Raw genomic sequence first — 20,179 nt, 5'->3', positions numbered from 1 at the left:
TAATGCTATATTGTTTCTAACTTTAATTATTTATAAATCTACGCACAAATATATATTCAATTCTTTACTTCTTATATTCATTTCTTGCTCAAATAAAAGACCGGAGCCTCATTGGACCCCGGAACTGAAAAAATGCAGACCAGCTGGCGTTTTAAGTTTGCCCGGAATCGGTTTATATCGCTTAAAAGCAATTACGATTCCGAACATAGACAAATAACAGAATATTACATACCAAATCAGTGTGGGTAAAGACAGCAGAATAACCCCAAGATTTCTGCCCTTCCTCTGTAACCGTTTTCTTTTATCCAAAGCACTCCCCCTCTAATTTTTTTACACTTACTTTTTTTGAAGTCCTTCGAACTTTGCCTGCATTGTTGGATTCCCCCTGGTTAATCTCTTAACACTTACCTCATCCACCTTATTGTTGGCAATCCTAAGCTGATTATCTGAACCCTGAAGTTCTTTCTTAACCTTTTCAAGGTGTTGTATAGTCTTATCAATTTCATCTATAGCCTTATCAAAGTGAGAATGAGCAAGCTCATAATTTCTTCCAAAGTCATCCTTGAACTTTAAAAGACTGTCCTCGAAATTGGAAATATCAATATCCTGGTTCCTGATCTCTGCAAGCTCCTGTTTGTACATGAGTGCATTCATTGCAGCATTCCTGAGCAGTGTGATCATCGGGATAAAGCACTGGGGTCTTACAACATACATCTTGTCATATTTGTAGGAAACATCCACTATTCCTGCATTGTAGAGTTCACTGTCAGACTCAAGAAGAGATACCAGAACGGCATATTCGCAGTTTTTCTCCCTTCTGTCCTTATCAAGTTCCTTGAAGAAGTCCTCATTCTTATGCTTTGTGGAAGTAGTATCCATCTCGTTTTTCATCTCAAACATGATAGATATGATTTCATTACCGAATTCGTCGTTCTCGCGGTAAATATAATCACCCTTACTTCCGGATCTGGCATCATTGTCCTTCTCAAAATATGCATTATTAAAAGCGGTTGCCCTAAGCTGATTAAACTGTATCTCACAGTGCTGCTCCAAGGTTTCACCAACCATCTTAGTGGACATCTTTGTCTTTAAATCCTTATAGAATTCTATCTGCTCATCCTTCTGGGCGAGAAGAATCTGAGACTTCTCTTTTTCTGCCTGAAGATTTCTCTCAAGGTCACGCTTTTCATCCTCAACTTCTTTTACAGCCTCAAGAACTGCTGCCTTCTGCTTATCTTCAGCTCTCTCAATCTGTCCCGTAAGCTTCTGCTTTTCCAGCTCAGCCTTGGAAACCACCTCCCTAAGTTTACCGAGTTCCTTTTCATGCTCTGAACGAAGCTGCTGTAGCTGCTTCTCAAATTCCGCTTGCATCTTAAGCTTCAGATCAGAGTTAACTGCATCCAGCTCCAGCTTGTGCTTTTCCCCAAGATGCTGCTGAAGTTCATTTATTCGCTTCTCAACATCCTTGTTAAACTCCTCATCCCTTATCTGGCTCACAATCGAGCTTAGCTCTGTATCATCCACAGAAAATACCTGTCCGCAATGTGGACACTTTAGTTCTGCCATTTCAATCCTCCCGGAATATATCTTGAATTACTATTATCCCCTAAAATATAGTATAACTTATCATGTCAGATCCGAACACACCAATCGCGTAATATGAAAAAAGAGCCCTACGGCTCTATTTCCTTGCACTTATCATAAACATCCTATCCGGAATATAGAATTCATCCTTCTCAGAGAAAATTCTATCCGCAAATCCTGTATCACACTGGATATTACAGTATCCCAGTCTCTCCAGGATCTCCCTGTCCCACTCAGGTCTGTCTAAAGCGCTTATTGTAAGCATATGATATATCTCATGGCATTCGTCCTTAAGCTTATCGCTTATATTTCTGTGAGCCAGATTCTCTAATGTCTTAAGGTTATGCGCACCCTTGGCGTATTCAGCGTCGAAATTAAGAAGAAGCCCTCCTTTTTTCAGTACCCTAAGCCATTCCTTATACGCCTCCACAGGATGGGGCAGTGTCCAGGTAAGATTCCTTGTGATTACCATGTCGAAGGTCTCATCCTCGAAGGAAAGCTCCTCCGCATCCATCACTTTGACCTCAACCGATTTCTCATATGGTCCGTTAAGCCTGATAAGCTCCCTTGCCTCATCTATCATCTTCTGCGTAAGGTCTATCCCCGTTACTTCCTGTCCTTCTTTTCCAAGAAGCACAGGAAAATATCCGGCGCCGCAGCCAACATCAAGAATCTTAAGAGTTCTGTCTCCGAAAGCCTCTCCCATCTTTTTCTTTATTTCAAACAGCCACTTTCCTGCCTTTGAACTGTTAAGCTCATGCTGTCTCTGTTCGAAAAAGCTCTCAGCTCTCTCTGTCCAATAGTTCGTTACTCTATCCTTAATACCCTCTGACTCTTCCTCAAAGGGAATGTACTTTAATTCACTCATTTATAAAACAACCTTTACCATAAACATAGGAGTCGATGCATAGTTTACCAGCTCTTTTTCCGTGTAAACCCTTGAACCTATGTCTTCTATACTTGTTACGGATTTCACCCTGTTTTTACGAAAATAGTCCACATCCCAGGCAGGTCTGTCTATCCCGGTAAGCGGAAGCTTCTCAGCTATATGCTCCATGACATCAAAATTGTCACCTATATTATAATCTCCAAAGCCCTTTTCCTTCACATTGACTCTATCCTGCTCATACTGCGCCTTCTTATCTTCATCGCGAAGATAAGCATACCAGTTGGCATCAAAAACAAGCATCATACCTCCGTTTTTAAGAACTCTCATCCATTCACCATAGGCCTTTTGAGGATCCGGAAGATTCCATGTGAGATTCCTTGAAAAGACCACATCAAAGCTGTCATCAGCAAATCCCAGTTCCATGGCATTCTCTGTCCTGAATTCAATTCTATCTGCAAGCTCTCCCGCATTCTTCTTTGCTTCCTTAAGCATGGTCCTGGCAAAATCTGCCGCAGTCACGCTGTATCCCAGCTCTGCGAGAATTATAGAAATAAAACCGGGGCCTGCACCAATATCAAGAATTCTGATATTTCTTCTATCATCCGGAGAAATACCAAAATGCTCCATTATTTCTTCATCAAGCAGTTTAGACCACCTTTTCCTCTGGTCGCCATCAAGCTCTTCCCTGTTGACCTCAGAGTACCCACTGGCTCTATCAATCCAATATTCGTGATTTTTTATACTTATAGAATTCTTATTACTAAACATTTTCAATCCTTACTCATTATGCCAATTACAATCTTATACACTCTGTCTTCTGGCACTGTCAATCAGTAGCTTTGTATACTCATCCTTAGGGCTGCCAATAACCTCAGCAGTTGTTCCCTGTTCCACGCATCTTCCGCCCTTCATCACCATGATTTTGTCACAGATCATGCTGACAAGTGCAATGTCATGGGATATGAAAATCGCTGACAACTTCCCATCACTTTTTAATTTCTGTAATAGCTCAACTACCCTCGCCTGGGTAGATACATCAAGCGCACTGGTTATTTCATCACAGAGAAGTATTTCAGCTTCCGAATAAAAAGCTCTTGCAATTGACATTCTCTGGCACTGACCGCCGGAAAGCTCCCCTGCCCTTTTTGAAAGCTGTCTCTCCTCGAGGCCAACCAGCTTAAGAAGCTCTAAGATCTCAGCCCTGTCCTTTTTTCCTCTTCCATTTTCCAAAATGGCTTTTTCCATAGTCATTCTCGGGTCAAAGGAGCTCTTTGCATTCTGGAAGATCACCTGAAGGAACTCGCCTGTCTTCCTGGGCCTTTTCCCTGTATATTCTTCACCCTTATAAAGGAGGGATCCTCCTGTTGGCGGAATCATTCCCGAAACCACCCTCAAAAGAGTACTCTTTCCCGAGCCGCTCTCGCCGACTACGCCAAGGACTTCGCCCTTGTTTAACGAAAAGCTCACATCCTTCAGGGCATTGGTGTACCCCTGCTTATCATTGAAACATTTATTAAGATTTTTACCCTCAAGTAAAACCATATCTTACATCGCCTTTAACTTAGTTTTAGCTTCGGAACATCCCTTAAAAGTCCCTTTGTATAATCATGCTTCGGATTCCTAAGGACATCACCGGCATCTCCAATCTCAACAATTTTCCCCTGGTACATAATAGCCACTCTATCCGCAATATTGGCTGCTATTCCCAGGTTGTGAGTTACAAAAACGATGGTAACCCCAAGCTCACTGCGAAGCCTTAATAGCTCATCCACAGCAGCAATAGCGGTTGACACATCCAGAGCACTGGTTATCTCGTCACACAAAAGGAGCTCTGGCTCTAGTATAAGAGACGCTGCTATGGCCATTCTCTGATTCATGCCTCCACTCATTTCAAAGGGTTTCATCTTCAGCAGCTTTTCAGCATCCTTAAGTCCAAGGGTTGTAAAAATCCCGGAAAGCTTTTTCTTATCGAGTTCACGTTTGTGACTCTTCAAAGTTTCCTTAAACTGGACATCAAAGGCCCTTAGCGGATTAAATGCTCCCTCAGGATTTTGTTGAACAAGTCCTATGCTGCTGCCAAGAAGTTCATGACCACATCTTTTCTCTCTGAATAAAATGTCCCCCTCCGTCACCCTGACGCTCTTGTCACTGCATATTGCCTTTATCAGTGTAGACTTTCCGGATCCGCTCTCGCCGACGATACAGAGTATCTCGCCTTTATACACGGTTAAGTCAATCCCCTTCAGCACAAAGCTTTCATCATAGGAGGCGGACAGATTCCTGATCTGAAGTAAACTCTCTGCCATTTGTCACACCTCCATGTAATCCATCACAGCATCCCCAAGATAATTGAAGATAATAATTGTGATAATCGTCGCAAGTGCCGGGAAAAGAACTGCCCATGGCGCTATCTGAATATACGCCCTTCCTTCACTTATCATGGAGCCCCATTCAGCCTTTGGCGGTACAACACCAAGCCCCAAAAACGACAGGCCCGATAAACCTATCATGGTCGTTCCTATCTGAGTCAGTGCATTTGTCAGAACAGGCGCCAGAAGATTGGGAAATATATGAACCATGATTATATAAAAATCACTCTTTCCCGCGAAAAAGGCAGCCTGAATGTAAGCCTCATTTTTTATTGAAAAGGTATGGCTCCTCGCGAGTCTCGCAAAGCTGACCCACATAGTAATTCCAAGGGCCACCATGGCTCCTGTCATTCCGGCATTTAATATTCCCGCTACTGCAATTGCAACCACCATCTGAGGAAAGGCTAGCATAATGTCCGCAAGTCTCATAAGCACTGTATCAAGAATTCCACCATAGTATCCGCACAACATTCCTATCACGGTTCCTATCAAAAACGAGATGAATACCAGCAGAAAGGTAGCAGCAATCGTAGTTCTTCCGCCATACAAAACTCTTGAAAAAACGCATCTCCCAAGGTTATCCGTTCCAAAGGGATACTGTGCCCCCGGTGCCATTCTTATAGAGGATGCGCTTGTGGCATAAGGATCATTTGGAGCCAGAATCCCAGCAAATGTAGTCGCAAGAATTATCAAAAGTGCAAGCACAGCCGTGGCAATTATTCTGTTTCTAAGCCTTTTCTCTCTACGCGTTCCATGTTTCATAAATTAGTCCTTGGATCCATGCAGTGACTAAGTATATCTGATAGCTGATTTATCACCACATATATTGTTCCCATTATTATTACAAAGCCCATTATTACAGGGTAATCTCTCGCCGTAATTGAATCCATAACAAGCTTACCTATGCCTGGCCACCTGAAAATAGTCTCAATTACAACACTTCCTCCCATAAGCGTTCCGATCTGCAACGCTATTATAGTGAAAATATGTCCGATGGAATTTCTCAAAATATTAATCACTATGTATCTTCCCTTTACACCCCGGCCCCACATTCCGACAACATAATCCGCTTTCATCTGTGTCAGAAATTCCGTGCGCATCTGCCTGATAAACCTGCAGGTCATGGGAATTGAAAGTGACATTACAGGCATGAAGAGCCCCTGAACATTTCCCTTTGCAATTACCGGAAAAAGCTTGATTTTTATACACAAAAAATACATGAGCAAAACGGATATGAGGAAGTTTGGCAGCGAATTACCAATAAAGGAAAAGAGCCTTATGATATTGTCCGCAATACCATTCTTTCGGATTGCTGAAAGAATTGATAACCAAAATGATATTGCAAGAGAAAGGAGCAGACTTGTCATAGCGAGAATAGTCGTGTTTTTAAGTCCTGCATAAAGCTTTGGTGCTACAGGCATATCGTCCTTAAAGGACACTCCGAAATCTCCTCTGATAACGCGGACAAGCCACTCCCCGTATCTAACGAGGAATGGCTTTAAAAGACCGAGTCTTTCACGTTCTGCGTCAAGCACTTCCTTGGTTACCGCAACTCCCTGAGAGGTAAGTCTCTTCTCTGCGGGATCACCGGGTGCCAGATATAGAAGTGCAAATACAAAGAAGCTCAAAACTATCAATATGGAAATCAAACTGACAATTTTTACAATCGCCTTTTTTATCATTTAATATCTGTCTCCGCATCTATTCCGTAGAAATCAAACGGAATATCCTCAGCAAAACCTGATACACCGGGACGAAGGACTGTTGTATTATTGAAAAGTCCAACATATCCGAAGGCGTTATCATCGATTGCTATCTGAACAATCTCATTTGCAAGCTCTGCTCTCTTTGTGGTATCCGTCTCAAATTTCAGCTGATCGATAAGCTCCTCGCAATGAGCATCATCAAATCCGCCGCAGTCATAATATGAACCGTCCTTAAGAGTTGATTCGATGAAATAAAGCGGATCACCTGACTTATCTGCGATCATGCAATAAAGCGCAAGATCAAAGTCACTGTTTGCAATGTATGTTGAATCGGGATCTTCCTCCACTCCAAGCACTGAGTCAATTCCAACTGCCTTGAGCTGCTCCTGAATCAGAAGCGCAAGTGTATCAAGAGCTCTTGCTGCATAGTACTTAATATTGATGGAAAGCTTCTGGCCATCTTTTTCATAGATGCCATCACTTCCAAGTGTGTAACCATCCGCCTCAAGAACCTCCTTAGCCTTATCTGTGTCCACAGCAGGTACCGTAACCTTACCATACTCAGCGCTTGTGCTGAAAGGTCCTACTGCAGGTGAAACTGTTCCTGATAAGTACTCAGCAATCTTATCCTTATCTACAGTGAGGTTAATCGCCTGCCTTACAGCATCATCGAGAGTATTCTCATTAAGGATGTAGAACTGAAGTCTTGCACCGGGAATAGATACCACGTTGTAATTTTCAGGCTCCTGCTCGTATACGGCAAGTGCTGCTGAAGATACGCTGTTGTAGCAATCGATCTCACCGCTCTGCATTGCAAGAAGCTTCGGATCATCCTCCTGCATGTAGTAGAATACAGCGCCGTCAAGCTTTACATCTCCTCCCCAGTAATTCTCATTCTTTGCAACTTCTACGTCACCCTCAGGCTGGAAGCTTGAAATTACAAAAGGACCTGTACAAATGGGATCGTTATCAAAATCTGTTGTAGCATCAAGATCCACCATTCCAAGCTCAGGGCTGGCAAGCTCGTTACGAAGTGTGGGATAAACTTCCTTTGTATCAATTATGATGGTCTTGTCATCAACTGCTGACATCTCGAAATCTGCAAGATAAGCAAAGCGCTCATTCACCTCTGCTACTCTCTGAAGATTCTTAACTACCATCTCAGCTGTAAGGGGTGTTCCGTTAGAAAATGCAACGCCATCATTTAATGTGATTGTCCAGACACTACCGTCAACTGTAGCATCCTTAGCAAGGCATGGTGCTGCTTCCATATTTTCATTCATTTTGAAAAGCGCCTCGGAAACACCATAGATTGATGTATACCAGCCATAGTATTCCTTGTGCACATCAAGGCTGGGATATGCAAATGATGCTGCAGTTTTAAGGATCTTTGTTCCATCGGATGCTGCTGATTCCTCAGTTGCTGCATCCTGACTATCTGCCTCAGCATGATCTGCTCCCTCGCTACCTGTCTCAGCATCTGACTGATCTCCGGTAGTCTCTGTGCTCTCAGCACTTTCATTTGAGCTTTCGGTATTTGTATTACCTGTGCCTCCACAGCCTACTGCACTAAGCGCTATAGCTGCGGTAAGTAAAATAGATAAAACTTTTTTCTTCATAATAAAAAACTCCTATTCATGATCATTAGTCACGAATAGAAGTTTAGTACAACAAAAAATATATTATAAGCCCCCTGGGGGGTTATATCTTTTCATTTATTTTGTTTCAGCTGCCTTTTCAAGGGCTTCATCAATATGTGCAGCGAAGTTCTCTCTTCCTACCTTTTCAACAAAGCCGTCCTTCTCCATAGTTCTCATGGGCTGCTCGTTAACATGTGAAAAGATAAGGCGTACACCCTTACTCTTGCAGTCATCATAGAGCATCTCAAGTGATCTCATAGCTGTAGCATCAAGTGCAGGAACACTCCTCATTCTGATAACAAGGCACTTGGTAAATTCCTTGGTTGTAATGCCTGCAAGAGCATCTGCATCACCAAAGAACATGGGGCCGTTGATCTCATAAACACGGACATGCTTAGGCACAACCTTAAGATCAATGCTGTCAGGATCATTCTTTTCAAGATCGTCATCATCAGGATCCACATAAGTCCATCCGCGAACTGAAGTCTCTTCGCTCATTCTCTTCATAAAAAGGAGGCAAGCAAGAACCATACCAACTTCGATAGCCACAACAAGGTCAAATACTACTGTAAGAACAAAAGTAGATACAAGCACGATAATGTCACTCTTAGGAGCTGTCTTACAAAGATGTGTGAAAGGTCTCCACTGACACATATTGTAGGCAACCTGGAAAAGAATAGCCGCAATAGTAGGCATGGGAATAAGTGCTGCATAAGGCATAAGAACCACAAGCACAAGGCAGAGAACTATTGAATGGACAATACCTGCTATAGGTGTTCTACCACCGTTTTTAATATTGGCTGCCGTTCTTGCAATAGCACCTGTTGCAGGAATACCTCCAAACAGAACTGAACCGATATTACCGCAACCCTGAGCGATAAGCTCCATATTTGATCTGTGGTGTGAGCCTATCATGCCATCTGCAACTACAGCTGAAAGAAGTGATTCGATAGCTGCGAGGATAGCAATTGTAAAACCGTTTGAAAATGAGGCTCTTATAAGCTGCCAGCTGAATACAGGAGCATGGAACTTAGGAAGTCCACCGTTTATTGTATAAAGGTCACCTATGGTATTAACCTTCATTCCAAGTACTTTTACCATAAGGATTCCCACGATAACAGCTATAAGTGAAGCCGGAATCTTCTCAAAGAACTTGGGCCAGATAACCAGAACTGCAAGACAAACCACACCTACTATCAGGGCCTGATAGTTGATAGTCGCTATGTTCTTCACAATAGCTTCAAGCTTTTCAGTTGTTTCGATAGTAACTGTTCCCTTGGGATATGTAAGTCCGAGGAAATCCTTGATCTGTCCAATAAGAATAGTAACCGCGATACCTGCGGTAAATCCTGTTGTGATTGTGTAGGGGATAAATTTGATGAGAGTTCCAAGTCTCAAAAGTCCCATAAGAATAAGTAGAATACCGGCTATGATGGTGGCCATCATAAGACCTTCCATTCCGTTTGTGGCAACTATGCCCGCAACGATCGTTGCAAATGCTGCTGTAGGGCCTGCGATCTGAACACGGCTTCCACCAAGGAATGAAATAATAAAGCCTGCAACGATTGCAGTATAGAGGCCTTCCTCCGGTCCAACGCCTGATGCAAGCGCAAGGGCTATTGACAGAGGAAGCGCAATGATCGCAACTATTATTCCGGAAATAACATCAGTAGTAAACTGTTTCGCCGTGTACTTTTTCATCACGGAAAACAGCATCGGCTTGATTTTGTCCTTTTTCATAATTAAAAAATCTCCCATTTAATGAAACATTAGCAAAAATGCAGACAAATTATAGCACAGTTTCATAAATGGGAGCATTATTTTATTTGTAGAATTCTATGAGATTATCTATCTCTTCCTTGTACGCTTTTACTACAGAAGCAGGCGCCGTGATTTTTACGTTGGTACCAAGTCCAAATATCCATCCGAAAAACTGATCGCTCACAGCCACTTCAACTCTGACATCTGTCCATCCCTTTTTCTTAGACGGCTTAACAGATATATCTTTTCCGAACCTGTCAATCAGAATGCCTATCATCTCATCCTTAATAGACAGGGTAACCATTGTCCCATCGCCACCAAACATTCCGAAGGCTCTGTTTGTATATGCAGCAAGATCAAAGGCTTTAAAATGTTCTTTTCCTTCGCGCTTCTCATCAAGGATCTCAAGCCTGTCCATCTTATCCACGCGGTAATGCTTGATAATACCTGACTCGGAATCAAAGGCTATAAGGTAATAATTCTCATCATTCCAGGTAAGTCTCCAGGGACTTATTACATATGTCTTATCCTTTCTGGGAACAAGTTTCTTATTCGTATCCCAGGTCATATACCTGAAGCTGATCTTCTTATTGTTCAAAATTGCAGCATGAATATCATCTACCGTATAGTAGATACTCTCGTTCATGGTCTTAATTCTGCCCTGAACGGCAAGCTGACGCTCAAGCTGCGAAGCCTCATACATGCTTGCAAAGGTAGTCAGCTTCTTAATAAGCGTATTTGACTTCTTTTCAGTAATGAACTTGAAGGACTGAACAGCATCAATAAGGAGCTTTAGCTCAGCAAGCTCAAATTTTCTGCTTCCTATGTGATAAACATAGTACTTGCCACTCTTTTCACCGACAATATCAAGACCTATGTCATTAAGAGCCTCTATATCCGTATAAATACTCTTTCTGTCTGCTGATACGCCATAGGCTTCCAGCTCGCTAAGAAGGTCCGGCATGGTAAGTCCATGCTCATCATCAGTCTCTTCCATAAGTATTTTTGACAGATAATAAAGTTTAAGCTTCTGATTTGTTCCCTTTGGCATAATTCATCTCCTAAAAAATCATCATTTGTCACGTAAAATACTGAAAAGATAGTTCTCTTTATATAGTAAACTTTTGTGTGTTTTATTGCAATCAAAAAAGGAAGACATAAAGCCTTCCTTTTAGGTATCGTAAAATTATAAAAGATGTGCTCTGAGCTCTTCTCCGCTCTTATCTGAAAGGTATGCCGGAGGAATATCAAGCATTGTCTTGCAGCCTGTCTGGCCTTCCTTGTTCATACGAGCTGCTGCTCTTGCTACTGCAACAAGTACGCTTGTTGTAAATTCCGGATTTGAATCAAGTTTTAAGCTGTACTCAATTACATGATTGTGTTCCTTGTCAGCGCCTGTCTTACCTGTTCTGAATACGAAACCGCCATGAGCCATTCCGCTGTGGTTCTTAAGAAGCTCTTCTTCACTGATGAAGTGTACTGTTGTGTCATAATCAGCAAAGTAGTTGGGCATCTCCTTGATTTCCTTCTCTACCTTTGCAGCATCTGCGCCATCCTCAAGAACAACAAAGCATTCTCTAGTGTGCTTATCTCTTGTTGTAAGCTCAGGATTCTTACCGCTTCTTACTGCTTCAAGTGCGTTCTCAACAGGGATTGTGTACTGCTTTGCATTCTTGACACCTTCGATTCTTCTGATGGCATCAGAATGTCCCTGTGATACACCCTTTCCCCAGAATGTATAATCATTTCCGTCAGGAAGGATTGCATTTGAGTAAACTCTTGCAAGGGAGAACATTCCGGGATCCCATCCGCATGAGATAACCGCAACCTTGCCAGCTTCCTTTGCAGCTGCGTCAACATTAGCAAAATGCTCGGGAATTCTTGCGTGTGTATCAAAGCTGTCTACAACATTGAAAAGCTTTGCATACTCAGGTGTCTGAACAGGAAGATCTGTTGCGCTTCCGCCGCAAAGGATCATTACGTCAATCTTATCCTTCCAGTTCTCAACTTCACTTACAGAAACAACAGGGATGCCCTGAGTCTTTATTGTTAATGATGAGGGATCTCTTCTTGTAAATACAGCAACAAGCTCCATGTCCTTTGCTTCCTTTACAGCGAGTTCCACTCCCTTTCCAAGATTTCCATATCCGATAATACCGATTCTAGTGCTCATTCATCCTCCTTCCGTGAGCCTATGCTCACAACGAAACTCCATAAACCGCATTATACGCCATTTAATATAAAAAAATCTACACAAAATTTTAGTCTTTTAACGTGATAAATCAAAATCAGATCACCTTTCGCCTAAACTCAAATACCCCGCCATAACAGCGGGGTATCCGAAGCATACACTAATCATTATAAGGTAGGTCAAAAGCTTAAGTTTGTCGGTTTTTATCAGCTGACTACCGTATCAAGATCCCACTTCTCGTAGATCTTCGGTACGTCGCTGATAAGTCTCTTTGTGTAATCAGCCTGAGGATTGATGATAACCTCCTCAGCAGTGCCGGACTCAACAAATTTGCCATGCTCCATGATATATACCTTGTCGGAGATGTAATAAGCAAGTCCGATGTCGTGTGTGATGAAAATGATTGTCATATTGATCTCATCACGAAGCTTTAAGAGCATATCGAGGATTGTTGCTCTTGAGCAGGCATCGATCATGGATGTAGGCTCATCGGCCATAAGGATCTTCGGCTTAAGAAGGAAGATTCTTGCGATCATAAGTCTCTGCATCTGTCCACCTGAAAGCTCGAAGGGATACTTGTTTGTAAGCTCTGCATACTTAAGGTTAACGAAGCTACAGGCCTCTGTCTTCATCTGTATCTTCTGCTCTTCAGGAAGATTCTTGAAGCCTCTCATGTTTAAGCAGTCATCAAGAACCGCATCAATCTTATAGAAGATATTGTAGGATGAAAACGGATCCTGGAAGATGGGCTGGATGTTTTTCCAATACTCCTTCTTCTTAGCATTTGTGCTTATATCACGGGGCTTTCCCTGATATTCAATTGTTCCTTCAGTTGTGCTCAAAAGTCCAAGAAGCATCTTTGAAAGAGTTGTCTTTCCACTTCCTGACTCACCTACTATAGAAACGATCTCGCCTTCATTGAAGTCAAAATCAACATGATCTACTGCTACTTTCTGAGTTTTACCAAGGCCAAATACCTTTGTTAATCCTCTTCCTGAGAGGCAAGGCTTCGGTGCCGGCTTATTAGCATCAGTCAAATTCTGTTTCGGGCTCTGGTTTTGATTCGTTGCCATTAGCATATACCTCCCTAAGTTTTCTTACTGACATCAGGCAGCGATAACATCTGCCATTCTCAAATTCTTTTTCATCCGGTGCCATAGCTGTACATGTAGGTACTGCATATGGACATCTGGGAGCAAATCTGCATCCCTTCGGAGGGTTCTTGAGGTTCGGAGGTGTTCCGCGAAGAGCTGTAAGCTCATGCGCTTTCATTCCTTCCTCAGGAACGATGATGGATCCCATAAGTCCCTTAGCATAAGGGTGAACCGGATCGAATACCATCTCCTTGGCTGTTCCAAGTTCTACGAACTGTCCAGCATACATTACTGCGATATCATCTGTTACATTGTACAGAAGGGGAAGCTCATGTGTGATGAAGATCATGGACTTGATGTAGCCCTTTTCCATAAGCTGTCTCATCATTCTGATAACCATCTTCTGAGATGTAACGTCAAGAGCTGATGAAGGCTCGTCGGCAATAAGTACCTTAGGTGAAAGAATTGTTGATATTGCAATAACGGTACGCTGTTTCATACCACCTGAGAGCTCAACTGCATGCTTTTCAAGTACATCCTCCGGAAGACCAAGCTCAGCAAAACGCTCTCTTGCCATATCGTAAATCTCTTTTTTTGTCATCTTGATTCCATGAGCATGAATAACATCCTCAACGAAACGAATAATCTTCTGTGTAGGGTTCAGAGCATTCATAGCTGCCTGAGGGATGTATGCGATCTCGTTACCAAGTATCTTACGACGTACATCGTCGGGCTTCATATTTGAAATTGTCTGACCGTCTACTATGATATCTCCACTTATATAATGAAGTGGGGCGAAATAGTAACCCATAAGTGAAAGTGCAAGTGTTGATTTACCACATCCGGACTCTCCGGCAATACCAAGTGATTTTCCTTCTTCTACCTTAAGGGAAACACCATCAACCGCATACACATCCTCATGGAATCTGGTTACATATTTTGTTTTGAGGTCTTTAACCTCAAGCATTACTTTTCCCATACTTAACCTTTCCTTTCCATCAATCACGAAGCTGCGGGTTGAATACCTGATCCATTCCTGTGTTCATAAGGTTTAAGGAGAATGAAATCAGCGCTATCAGAATTACTACCGGGAAGTATGCCCACCATGAACCATTCAGATGTGCTGAATACTGCATAGCCCACTGCATCATAAGTCCCAGAGTTGCTGTCTTTGTTGTAGCAGGTCCAAGACCGATCATGGAAAGCTGTGCCTCAGCAAGGATTCCTGATGAGATCTGAAGGATCATAGCCATTACAACGTAGGAAGCGATGTAAGGAAGGATATCTGTGAAGATGATCCTGAACATGCTGTGTCCGGACAGTTTTGATAAGTTAACGTGATCGCGGTTTCTAAGTGATATTACCTGTGAACGAACTGAACGTGTTGTCCAGGGCCAGGATGTAATACCGATGATAATACCAACCATTGCAATACCTCTTGCCTTATCTCCTACTGAGTAAGAAATGAGGATAAGGATTACGAAAGAAGGAATAACAGTAAACAGGTTTGTGATGAAAATGATGATGTTATCAACAAGTCCGCCAACGTATCCTGCAAGAAGTCCAAGGAGAAGACCAATTGCTGTAGCGATAAGTCCTGCAAGAAGACCAATCTTTAATGAAGACTTTGCTGCTGCAACAAGCTCTGTCAAAACGTCACGACCAAAGTTATCAGTTCCAAGAAGGAAGGTCTTTGTTGTAACATCGCTAATGTTTACATAATCTGTATCCTTGATGACCTTACTCTGTTTAAGCTCACCCTCTTCATTTTTCTCTGCAATGATAACTCCGGATTCTTTCATAGCTGCTGTAATCTGGTTATCAAGTCTCTTAAGAGCCTTTCTCTTAGCTGTTGTAAGTCCCTTATACTTTGTATTGGGATCATAATTAGCTTTCCATAATGCTACAAGCTCCTCAGCATTAGTTACGTCGATATCTGCTTCAGCAACGCCTGCCTGCTTAATAAGGAAGTCCTGAATATTTGCTCTTGTATCAATATCAAGTACCATCTCAAGCTTTGAAAACTGCTTGGGAATCTGTAATGTATATGACTTTTCCAGTGTTGATTCCTCAACAGATACATAAGTACCCGGTTTAAAGAAGTTACCCTGTCCTATCATCTGCAACGGATCAGCTGTTACAAAAATAGGATAGATGATAACCGTAAGCAGTATGAACATAAAAATTACAAAACCAAAGAGGAATTTACCGGAATGGAAAATCTGTTTAATTGTATTTTTCATCTTTCATTCCCCTTTCTTAATCTAACTGGTTAGCCTTAACTCGAGGATCGATAACACCATAGAGGAGTTCAACCGCAAGGTTAGCTATAAGAACCATGATAGTAATAATAAGTGTACATGCTGAAAGCAGCGGATAATCCTGACCGTTTACAGCTGTAAGAAGTGTCATTCCAAGTCCGGGATAGGAGAAGATCATCTCTGCAACGAGAGCACCACCCATCATTGTTCCAAGTGAAAGAGCAAGTCCTGTGATCTGAGGAAGCATAGCGTTTCTGAACACATAACCTACGATCTTTCTGTCCTTGATACCAAGGAATCTTGAGTATTTTACATAGTCTGCATTTAACTCATATATTGACATTGAACGCATACCGATTGCCTGTCCGCCGATTGTTATAAGAACGATTGACCAGAAAGGAAGCTGGTAGTGCGCGATAATCGATTTAATAAATGTCCAGCTCATATTCGGAATAAGATCATATCCGTAACCACCTGATGAAGGTGCGATCTTAAGTCTGATAGCAAAGAGATAAAGAAGAACTGTTGCCATTCCGAATGCCGGTATATTTCCGATGAAAAGGAAAACAGGAAGGATTACCTTATCAAAAGCACCTTTGATATAAGCAGCAATCGCTCCGAGGAGATTACCAAGTATCCAACCAACAATAATTGCAGGAAGCTGCAGAGCTACTGTCCACCAAACAGCCTTGGCAATAATGTCGGATACAGGTCTAGGATATTGGCTGAAGGAAACACCAAAATCACCCTTTAATGCATTTCCAAGCCACATAAAGAACTGTTTGTACATAGGTTCGTTGATACCGAACTTTGCTGCATAATCATTTAAAACCTTCTGAATAGCCGTTGAATCTGTCATACCGCTTACTGCCTTTGATGCTATAGCGGAAACAGGATTTCCGGGCATCAGGCGCGGCAGAATGAAATTGAGGATTACGGCGAAAATGAGTGTCAGAAAATACCAGAACAATTTCTGACCATAGTATTTTTTATACCCTTTCAATTGAAAAACCTCCCTTCTGCAATCATACGCCGGTTACATTACCATTTTTTGCTTATTTTTTCGTATAAAAAGGCTGCCGCAAGCGTTTTTTGCCACTAACGGCAGCCCCAGTTTACCTAAATCTAGTATTTAGTTTATGTATTACTCAACAAGCTCAAGCTCGTAAAGTGCTGCAATACCATAACCATCTGTGCAGTCTGTCGGAGGAATATTTCTTCCATCATCAGCTGCAGGATAGTTTGTCCATACAGACTCGTTTACAGCATAGAACAATGTAGGACGATACATAAGAGCAACTGCAGGGCACTCATCAAGAAGGATTCTTGAAAGTTCTGTATAGTACTCTTTAAGCTTAGCTTCGTCTGTCTCTGCAGGAAGAGCCTCAAGGATCTTCTCAGCATCATCGTTCATGTAGTGACCGAAGTTACCACTCCAGTTAGATGCAAGCTTTGCATACTCTTCTGAGAAGTAGAACATTCCCTTTGAGTAAGGGTTCATAACGCCTGCGCCGGGTGTTGACCACATGCAGATATCGAAGTTACATGTTGTCATGTCATCGTAGAAGGAAGAAGCCTCAGGGAAGTATGTCTGGATATCAATACCAATCTTCTCGCCGGCTGCTGCTACGATTTCCATAGAAGCGTTCCAGTCTGACCATCCTGTAGGGCACTCAGCCTTGAAGGAAAGGTTCTTGCCGTTGTACTCACGGATTCCATCGCCGTCACTATCAACGATTCCTGCATCGTCAAGGAGCTTGTTAGCGCCGTCAACGTCTGCGTTATCCCACTGAAGATCTGCGATAGCATCGAAATCTACATACTTTCTCTCGCCGTCTGTAGGTCCAACAACTGATCTCGGATACTCAGCAAATGTAGGTGACTGGCCTGACATAGCGGATGCAATGATCTGCTCATAATCAACTGCCATAGCGATTGCACGACGAACTTCCTTCTGATCAAGTCCTTCTCTCTCTGTGTTGAAGAACATTGAAGGCATTACTTCGCATGCGCCGTAAGGTGCATCATCGAGCCATGTGGAAATCGGAAGATTATCTTCGAGCCACAGGTTCTGTACATCTGTGATGAACTGCTGGCAGACATCAACTTCGCCCTGAGAAAGCGCAACCTGACCTGCTGCATTGTCCTTATAGATTGTGTGAGCGATGTACTTCGGAACGGGAAGCTTACCCCACATGGAGTCTGCCTGTCCCCAATAGTTGTCATCTCTCTGAAGAACTGCCTTCTGGTCGTTAGAAATGTAAGGAGCATAAGGGCCTGTGTGAACAAGATCTTCCATAGTATCCTGTTTAACCTTATCAGCATCCTCACCGTTTCTCTCCTCTACAGTCTGCAGATAAGCCTTCTGCATCATGTACATTGTATTGAGGATTGAAGTAACCTTAAGAGGGTTAACAGCAACGCCGTTTTCAACCTTAGCCTTGATGAGAACTGTTGAATCATCAACAGCTTCTACAGAATCAACATAAGTTGAGAAATCAGCACCCTGTGAAGACTGATACTTCACATGTGTGTCGTAAGTATAAGCTACGTCTTCAGCTGTGAAAGCTGAGCCATCGCTCCATTTAGCATCGGGATTGAGCTTTACAGTAAGCTCTGTCTGATCATCGTTCCAGCTGTACTCTGATCCAAGAAGAGGATAGAGCTTGCCATCAAGTGAATTGAACATGAAAAGTGTCTCATAAACAAGTTCACGAGCTGACTCGTTAGCTGAAAGAGCAAGTCCGTTGTTTGAGTTAGCTGACATCGGGTTCCAGTCGTTGATTGTTCCCCACTGCTGACCAGCCTCATAAAGAGTCTCATTTCTGGGTGTTGACTCACCGTCTGCAGCAGCTTCTGTTGTTTCTTCTGTAGTTTCCTCGGTGGTCTCTTCTGTTGTCTCTTCTGTTGCTTCTGTACTCTCCTCAGCTGTAGCATCAGCAGCTTCAGTAGATGTTTCTGTTGAAGCTTCCTCAGTTGTTGCTGCCGGAGTCTCAGTTGTTGTGCCACCATTGTTTCCGCCGCCACATCCAGCGATCATAGAAAGTGAAATAGCGGATACGCACAAAAGTGACATGACCTTTTGTAAGTTCTTTTTCATAACTTACCTCCCTTTCGTTTAATCGTGAGCTCATGCTCATATTTTGATAATAGAATTTTAATATTTTGTTCATAAGTCTTTATATCAAAAATTCCACATCTATAAAAAAATTTCCGCTTTTGTTCATTTTTAACATTTAATCCAAATTTAACTACCTTTTATATATCACTTTTCACAATCAATACTTGCGGTTATAACAAATATTGCTCAATTAATTTGTTTTTTCGCACATTTTCATGTAGAATTTACCTTGGTATTTTTATTACCATATTAGTATGTTTTTGGGAGCGTAAGAGTTGTTTTGAGGGGTCATGGAAAATACTTTATGCAGACAAATACTTCTTTAGTTAAATGGAGACTGGAGAGTTATTACCAGGAGAAAAAAGTCCCAATATGGTTCTTTGATCAGAATCTGGATGTGGCGTATACCAACTTTTCTACCGCCGCTATCCTCAACCTTTTTGAGTGCGTGCGCCCTCTTGCCAGAAACTTCATGGTCGCACATTCAATAGAAGGTTATCATCTCAATCTGGATAATCCCTATGTAATGTATTTTGAATTTTCCTATTCTATAGGAAAGCATAGCACCTATACAATGGTTGTTGGTCCCGTACTTACAGTTAATCCCACAGAAAACATCTGGCCGGAGCTGGGCTTTTCAGGTAATCTGTTCGCAGAACAAAAACGTGTTCTCTCCCGAGCTCTTCCCGTAATGGGAACCGAGGATTTCAAGCTTGAGATCACCAATTTTCTTAAGCAGGTTATTGATGTGGCACCGCCCACCTTTGAAACCGGTAATTTATCTACTGTAATAGAGAAGTATTCCTCTGATGAAAATAGTGAATTTGAATCCGCTTCAGAATATGAAGCATTAGAATCCACAGAGGTTTCAGAGATCTGCAGACTTGAAGATCTTTTCCAGGTTTATATCACCAACGGCAATACTTATCAGCTTTATTCAATGTTTAAGGACGAGCATACCACAAGTATTCTCTTCCCTAATAAAGCATCTGTTCAGAGCTGCAAGGTAATAGCTTCCGAGCTTCTTACTCTGGCAAGAGTTGCTTCACATGATAGCGGAAACGACAACATCTCCTGCTACAACAGATATCAGAAATATTCCAGAAAGCTGGTAGAGGCTAAAAGCTACGATGCAATATCCAAGATCGTTGAGAAATGTGCAATCGAGTTTGCCCGCAATTCACATGACATGGGTAAATATACAAACGATTCCTACTCACCTATGACAAACAAGTGCATACAGCGCATCATAGAGCGTCTTCCTGACAAGATAAGTCTGGATGAGCTTGCCAAGGAGCTTCACATCTCAGCCAAATATCTGTCCGCACTGTTTAATAAGGAGACCGGCTCTTCCATCACAGATTTCATGCAGGATCTCAGGGTGAACGAAGCCAAGCACCTGCTGACAAATACAGAGCTGTCCTATCTGGAGATCAGTACGCTCCTTAATTTCAGCTCACAGAGTTATTTCAACTGTATATTTAAAAAGAAAACAGATCTTACTCCCAAGGAGTATAGAGAGCGGGCACTTCAGAAGAATGTAATGTCCAATTAAAGTAAAAT

General features: G+C 42.2%; 17 protein-coding genes. 1 reads left to right on the top strand and 16 read right to left on the bottom strand.

Annotated elements, in window-relative coordinates; translation table 11 throughout:
• Positions 1–336 precede the first annotated feature (336 nt).
• The 16 genes from G587_RS0107300 to G587_RS0107225 all read right to left on the bottom strand — a co-directional run bounded on the left by G587_RS0107300 (position 337) and on the right by G587_RS0107225 (position 18,595).
• The gene (locus tag G587_RS0107300; protein WP_026491712.1) at positions 337–1,566 is read right to left on the bottom strand and encodes a DUF2130 domain-containing protein; all 1,230 of its coding nucleotides are present in this window, start codon (positions 1,564–1,566) and stop codon (positions 337–339) included.
• 115 nt (positions 1,567–1,681) lie between these two features.
• Entirely contained in the window at positions 1,682–2,452 is a 771-nt protein-coding gene (locus tag G587_RS26185) for a class I SAM-dependent methyltransferase (RefSeq protein WP_026491711.1), read from the bottom strand.
• Positions 2,453–3,241, bottom strand: a complete 789-nt coding sequence (locus G587_RS26180) for a class I SAM-dependent methyltransferase (protein ID WP_051200866.1) — start codon at positions 3,239–3,241, stop codon at positions 2,453–2,455.
• A 33-nt stretch (positions 3,242–3,274) separates the two neighbouring features.
• Positions 3,275–4,015 (bottom strand): ABC transporter ATP-binding protein, encoded by a 741-nt coding sequence (locus tag G587_RS0107285; RefSeq protein ID WP_026491709.1) that lies wholly within the window; start codon positions 4,013–4,015, stop codon positions 3,275–3,277.
• A 14-nt stretch (positions 4,016–4,029) separates the two neighbouring features.
• On the bottom strand, positions 4,030–4,779 hold the full coding sequence (locus G587_RS0107280) for an ATP-binding cassette domain-containing protein (protein ID WP_026491708.1): 750 nt from the start codon (positions 4,777–4,779) through the stop codon (positions 4,030–4,032).
• 3 nt (positions 4,780–4,782) lie between these two features.
• On the bottom strand, positions 4,783–5,604 hold the full coding sequence (locus G587_RS0107275) for an ABC transporter permease (RefSeq protein WP_026491707.1): 822 nt from the start codon (positions 5,602–5,604) through the stop codon (positions 4,783–4,785).
• Positions 5,601–6,524 (bottom strand): ABC transporter permease, encoded by a 924-nt coding sequence (locus tag G587_RS0107270; RefSeq protein WP_026491706.1) that lies wholly within the window; start codon positions 6,522–6,524, stop codon positions 5,601–5,603. The genes G587_RS0107275 and G587_RS0107270 overlap by 4 nt, the downstream gene beginning before the upstream one ends.
• The gene (locus G587_RS0107265; protein WP_026491705.1) at positions 6,521–8,167 is read right to left on the bottom strand and encodes an ABC transporter substrate-binding protein; all 1,647 of its coding nucleotides are present in this window, start codon (positions 8,165–8,167) and stop codon (positions 6,521–6,523) included. The genes G587_RS0107270 and G587_RS0107265 overlap by 4 nt, the downstream gene beginning before the upstream one ends.
• 96 nt (positions 8,168–8,263) lie before the next feature.
• Positions 8,264–9,928: a SulP family inorganic anion transporter gene (locus G587_RS0107260; RefSeq protein ID WP_026491704.1), complete on the bottom strand. Its 1,665-nt coding sequence runs from the start codon at positions 9,926–9,928 to the stop codon at positions 8,264–8,266.
• Positions 9,929–10,010: 82 nt separating this feature from the next.
• Positions 10,011–11,000: a helix-turn-helix transcriptional regulator gene (locus G587_RS0107255; protein ID WP_026491703.1), complete on the bottom strand. Its 990-nt coding sequence runs from the start codon at positions 10,998–11,000 to the stop codon at positions 10,011–10,013.
• A 135-nt stretch (positions 11,001–11,135) separates the two neighbouring features.
• A complete protein-coding gene (locus G587_RS0107250) occupies positions 11,136–12,122 on the bottom strand; it encodes a diaminopimelate dehydrogenase (RefSeq protein WP_026491702.1) in 987 nt (328 codons plus the stop codon).
• A 224-nt stretch (positions 12,123–12,346) separates the two neighbouring features.
• Positions 12,347–13,213 carry an ABC transporter ATP-binding protein gene (locus tag G587_RS0107245; RefSeq protein WP_081679364.1) on the bottom strand — a complete coding sequence of 289 codons (867 nt, stop codon included), beginning with the start codon at positions 13,211–13,213 and terminating at the stop codon, positions 12,347–12,349.
• A complete protein-coding gene (locus G587_RS0107240; RefSeq protein ID WP_026491700.1) occupies positions 13,170–14,213 on the bottom strand; it encodes an ABC transporter ATP-binding protein in 1,044 nt (347 codons plus the stop codon). The genes G587_RS0107245 and G587_RS0107240 overlap by 44 nt, the downstream gene beginning before the upstream one ends.
• A 19-nt stretch (positions 14,214–14,232) precedes the next feature.
• A complete protein-coding gene (locus G587_RS0107235; protein ID WP_026491699.1) occupies positions 14,233–15,477 on the bottom strand; it encodes an ABC transporter permease in 1,245 nt (414 codons plus the stop codon).
• Between the two features lie 16 nt (positions 15,478–15,493).
• Entirely contained in the window at positions 15,494–16,498 is a 1,005-nt protein-coding gene (locus tag G587_RS0107230) for an ABC transporter permease (protein ID WP_026491698.1), read from the bottom strand.
• 141 nt (positions 16,499–16,639) lie between these two features.
• On the bottom strand, positions 16,640–18,595 hold the full coding sequence (locus G587_RS0107225; protein WP_026491697.1) for an ABC transporter substrate-binding protein: 1,956 nt from the start codon (positions 18,593–18,595) through the stop codon (positions 16,640–16,642).
• Between the two features lie 325 nt (positions 18,596–18,920).
• Here G587_RS0107225 and G587_RS0107220 point away from each other — a divergent pair, with 325 nt between their 5' ends.
• Complete coding sequence (locus G587_RS0107220) at positions 18,921–20,171, top strand: AraC family transcriptional regulator (protein ID WP_026491696.1); 1,251 nt, start codon at positions 18,921–18,923, stop codon at positions 20,169–20,171.
• Positions 20,172–20,179 lie beyond the last annotated feature (8 nt).

The organism is Butyrivibrio sp. XPD2002 (assembly GCF_000423945.1).
Lineage (GTDB): Bacteria > Bacillota > Clostridia > Lachnospirales > Lachnospiraceae > Butyrivibrio.
The sequence above is the reverse complement of the archived record's forward strand: the minus strand, read 5'-3'. Positions and strand labels throughout refer to the sequence as shown.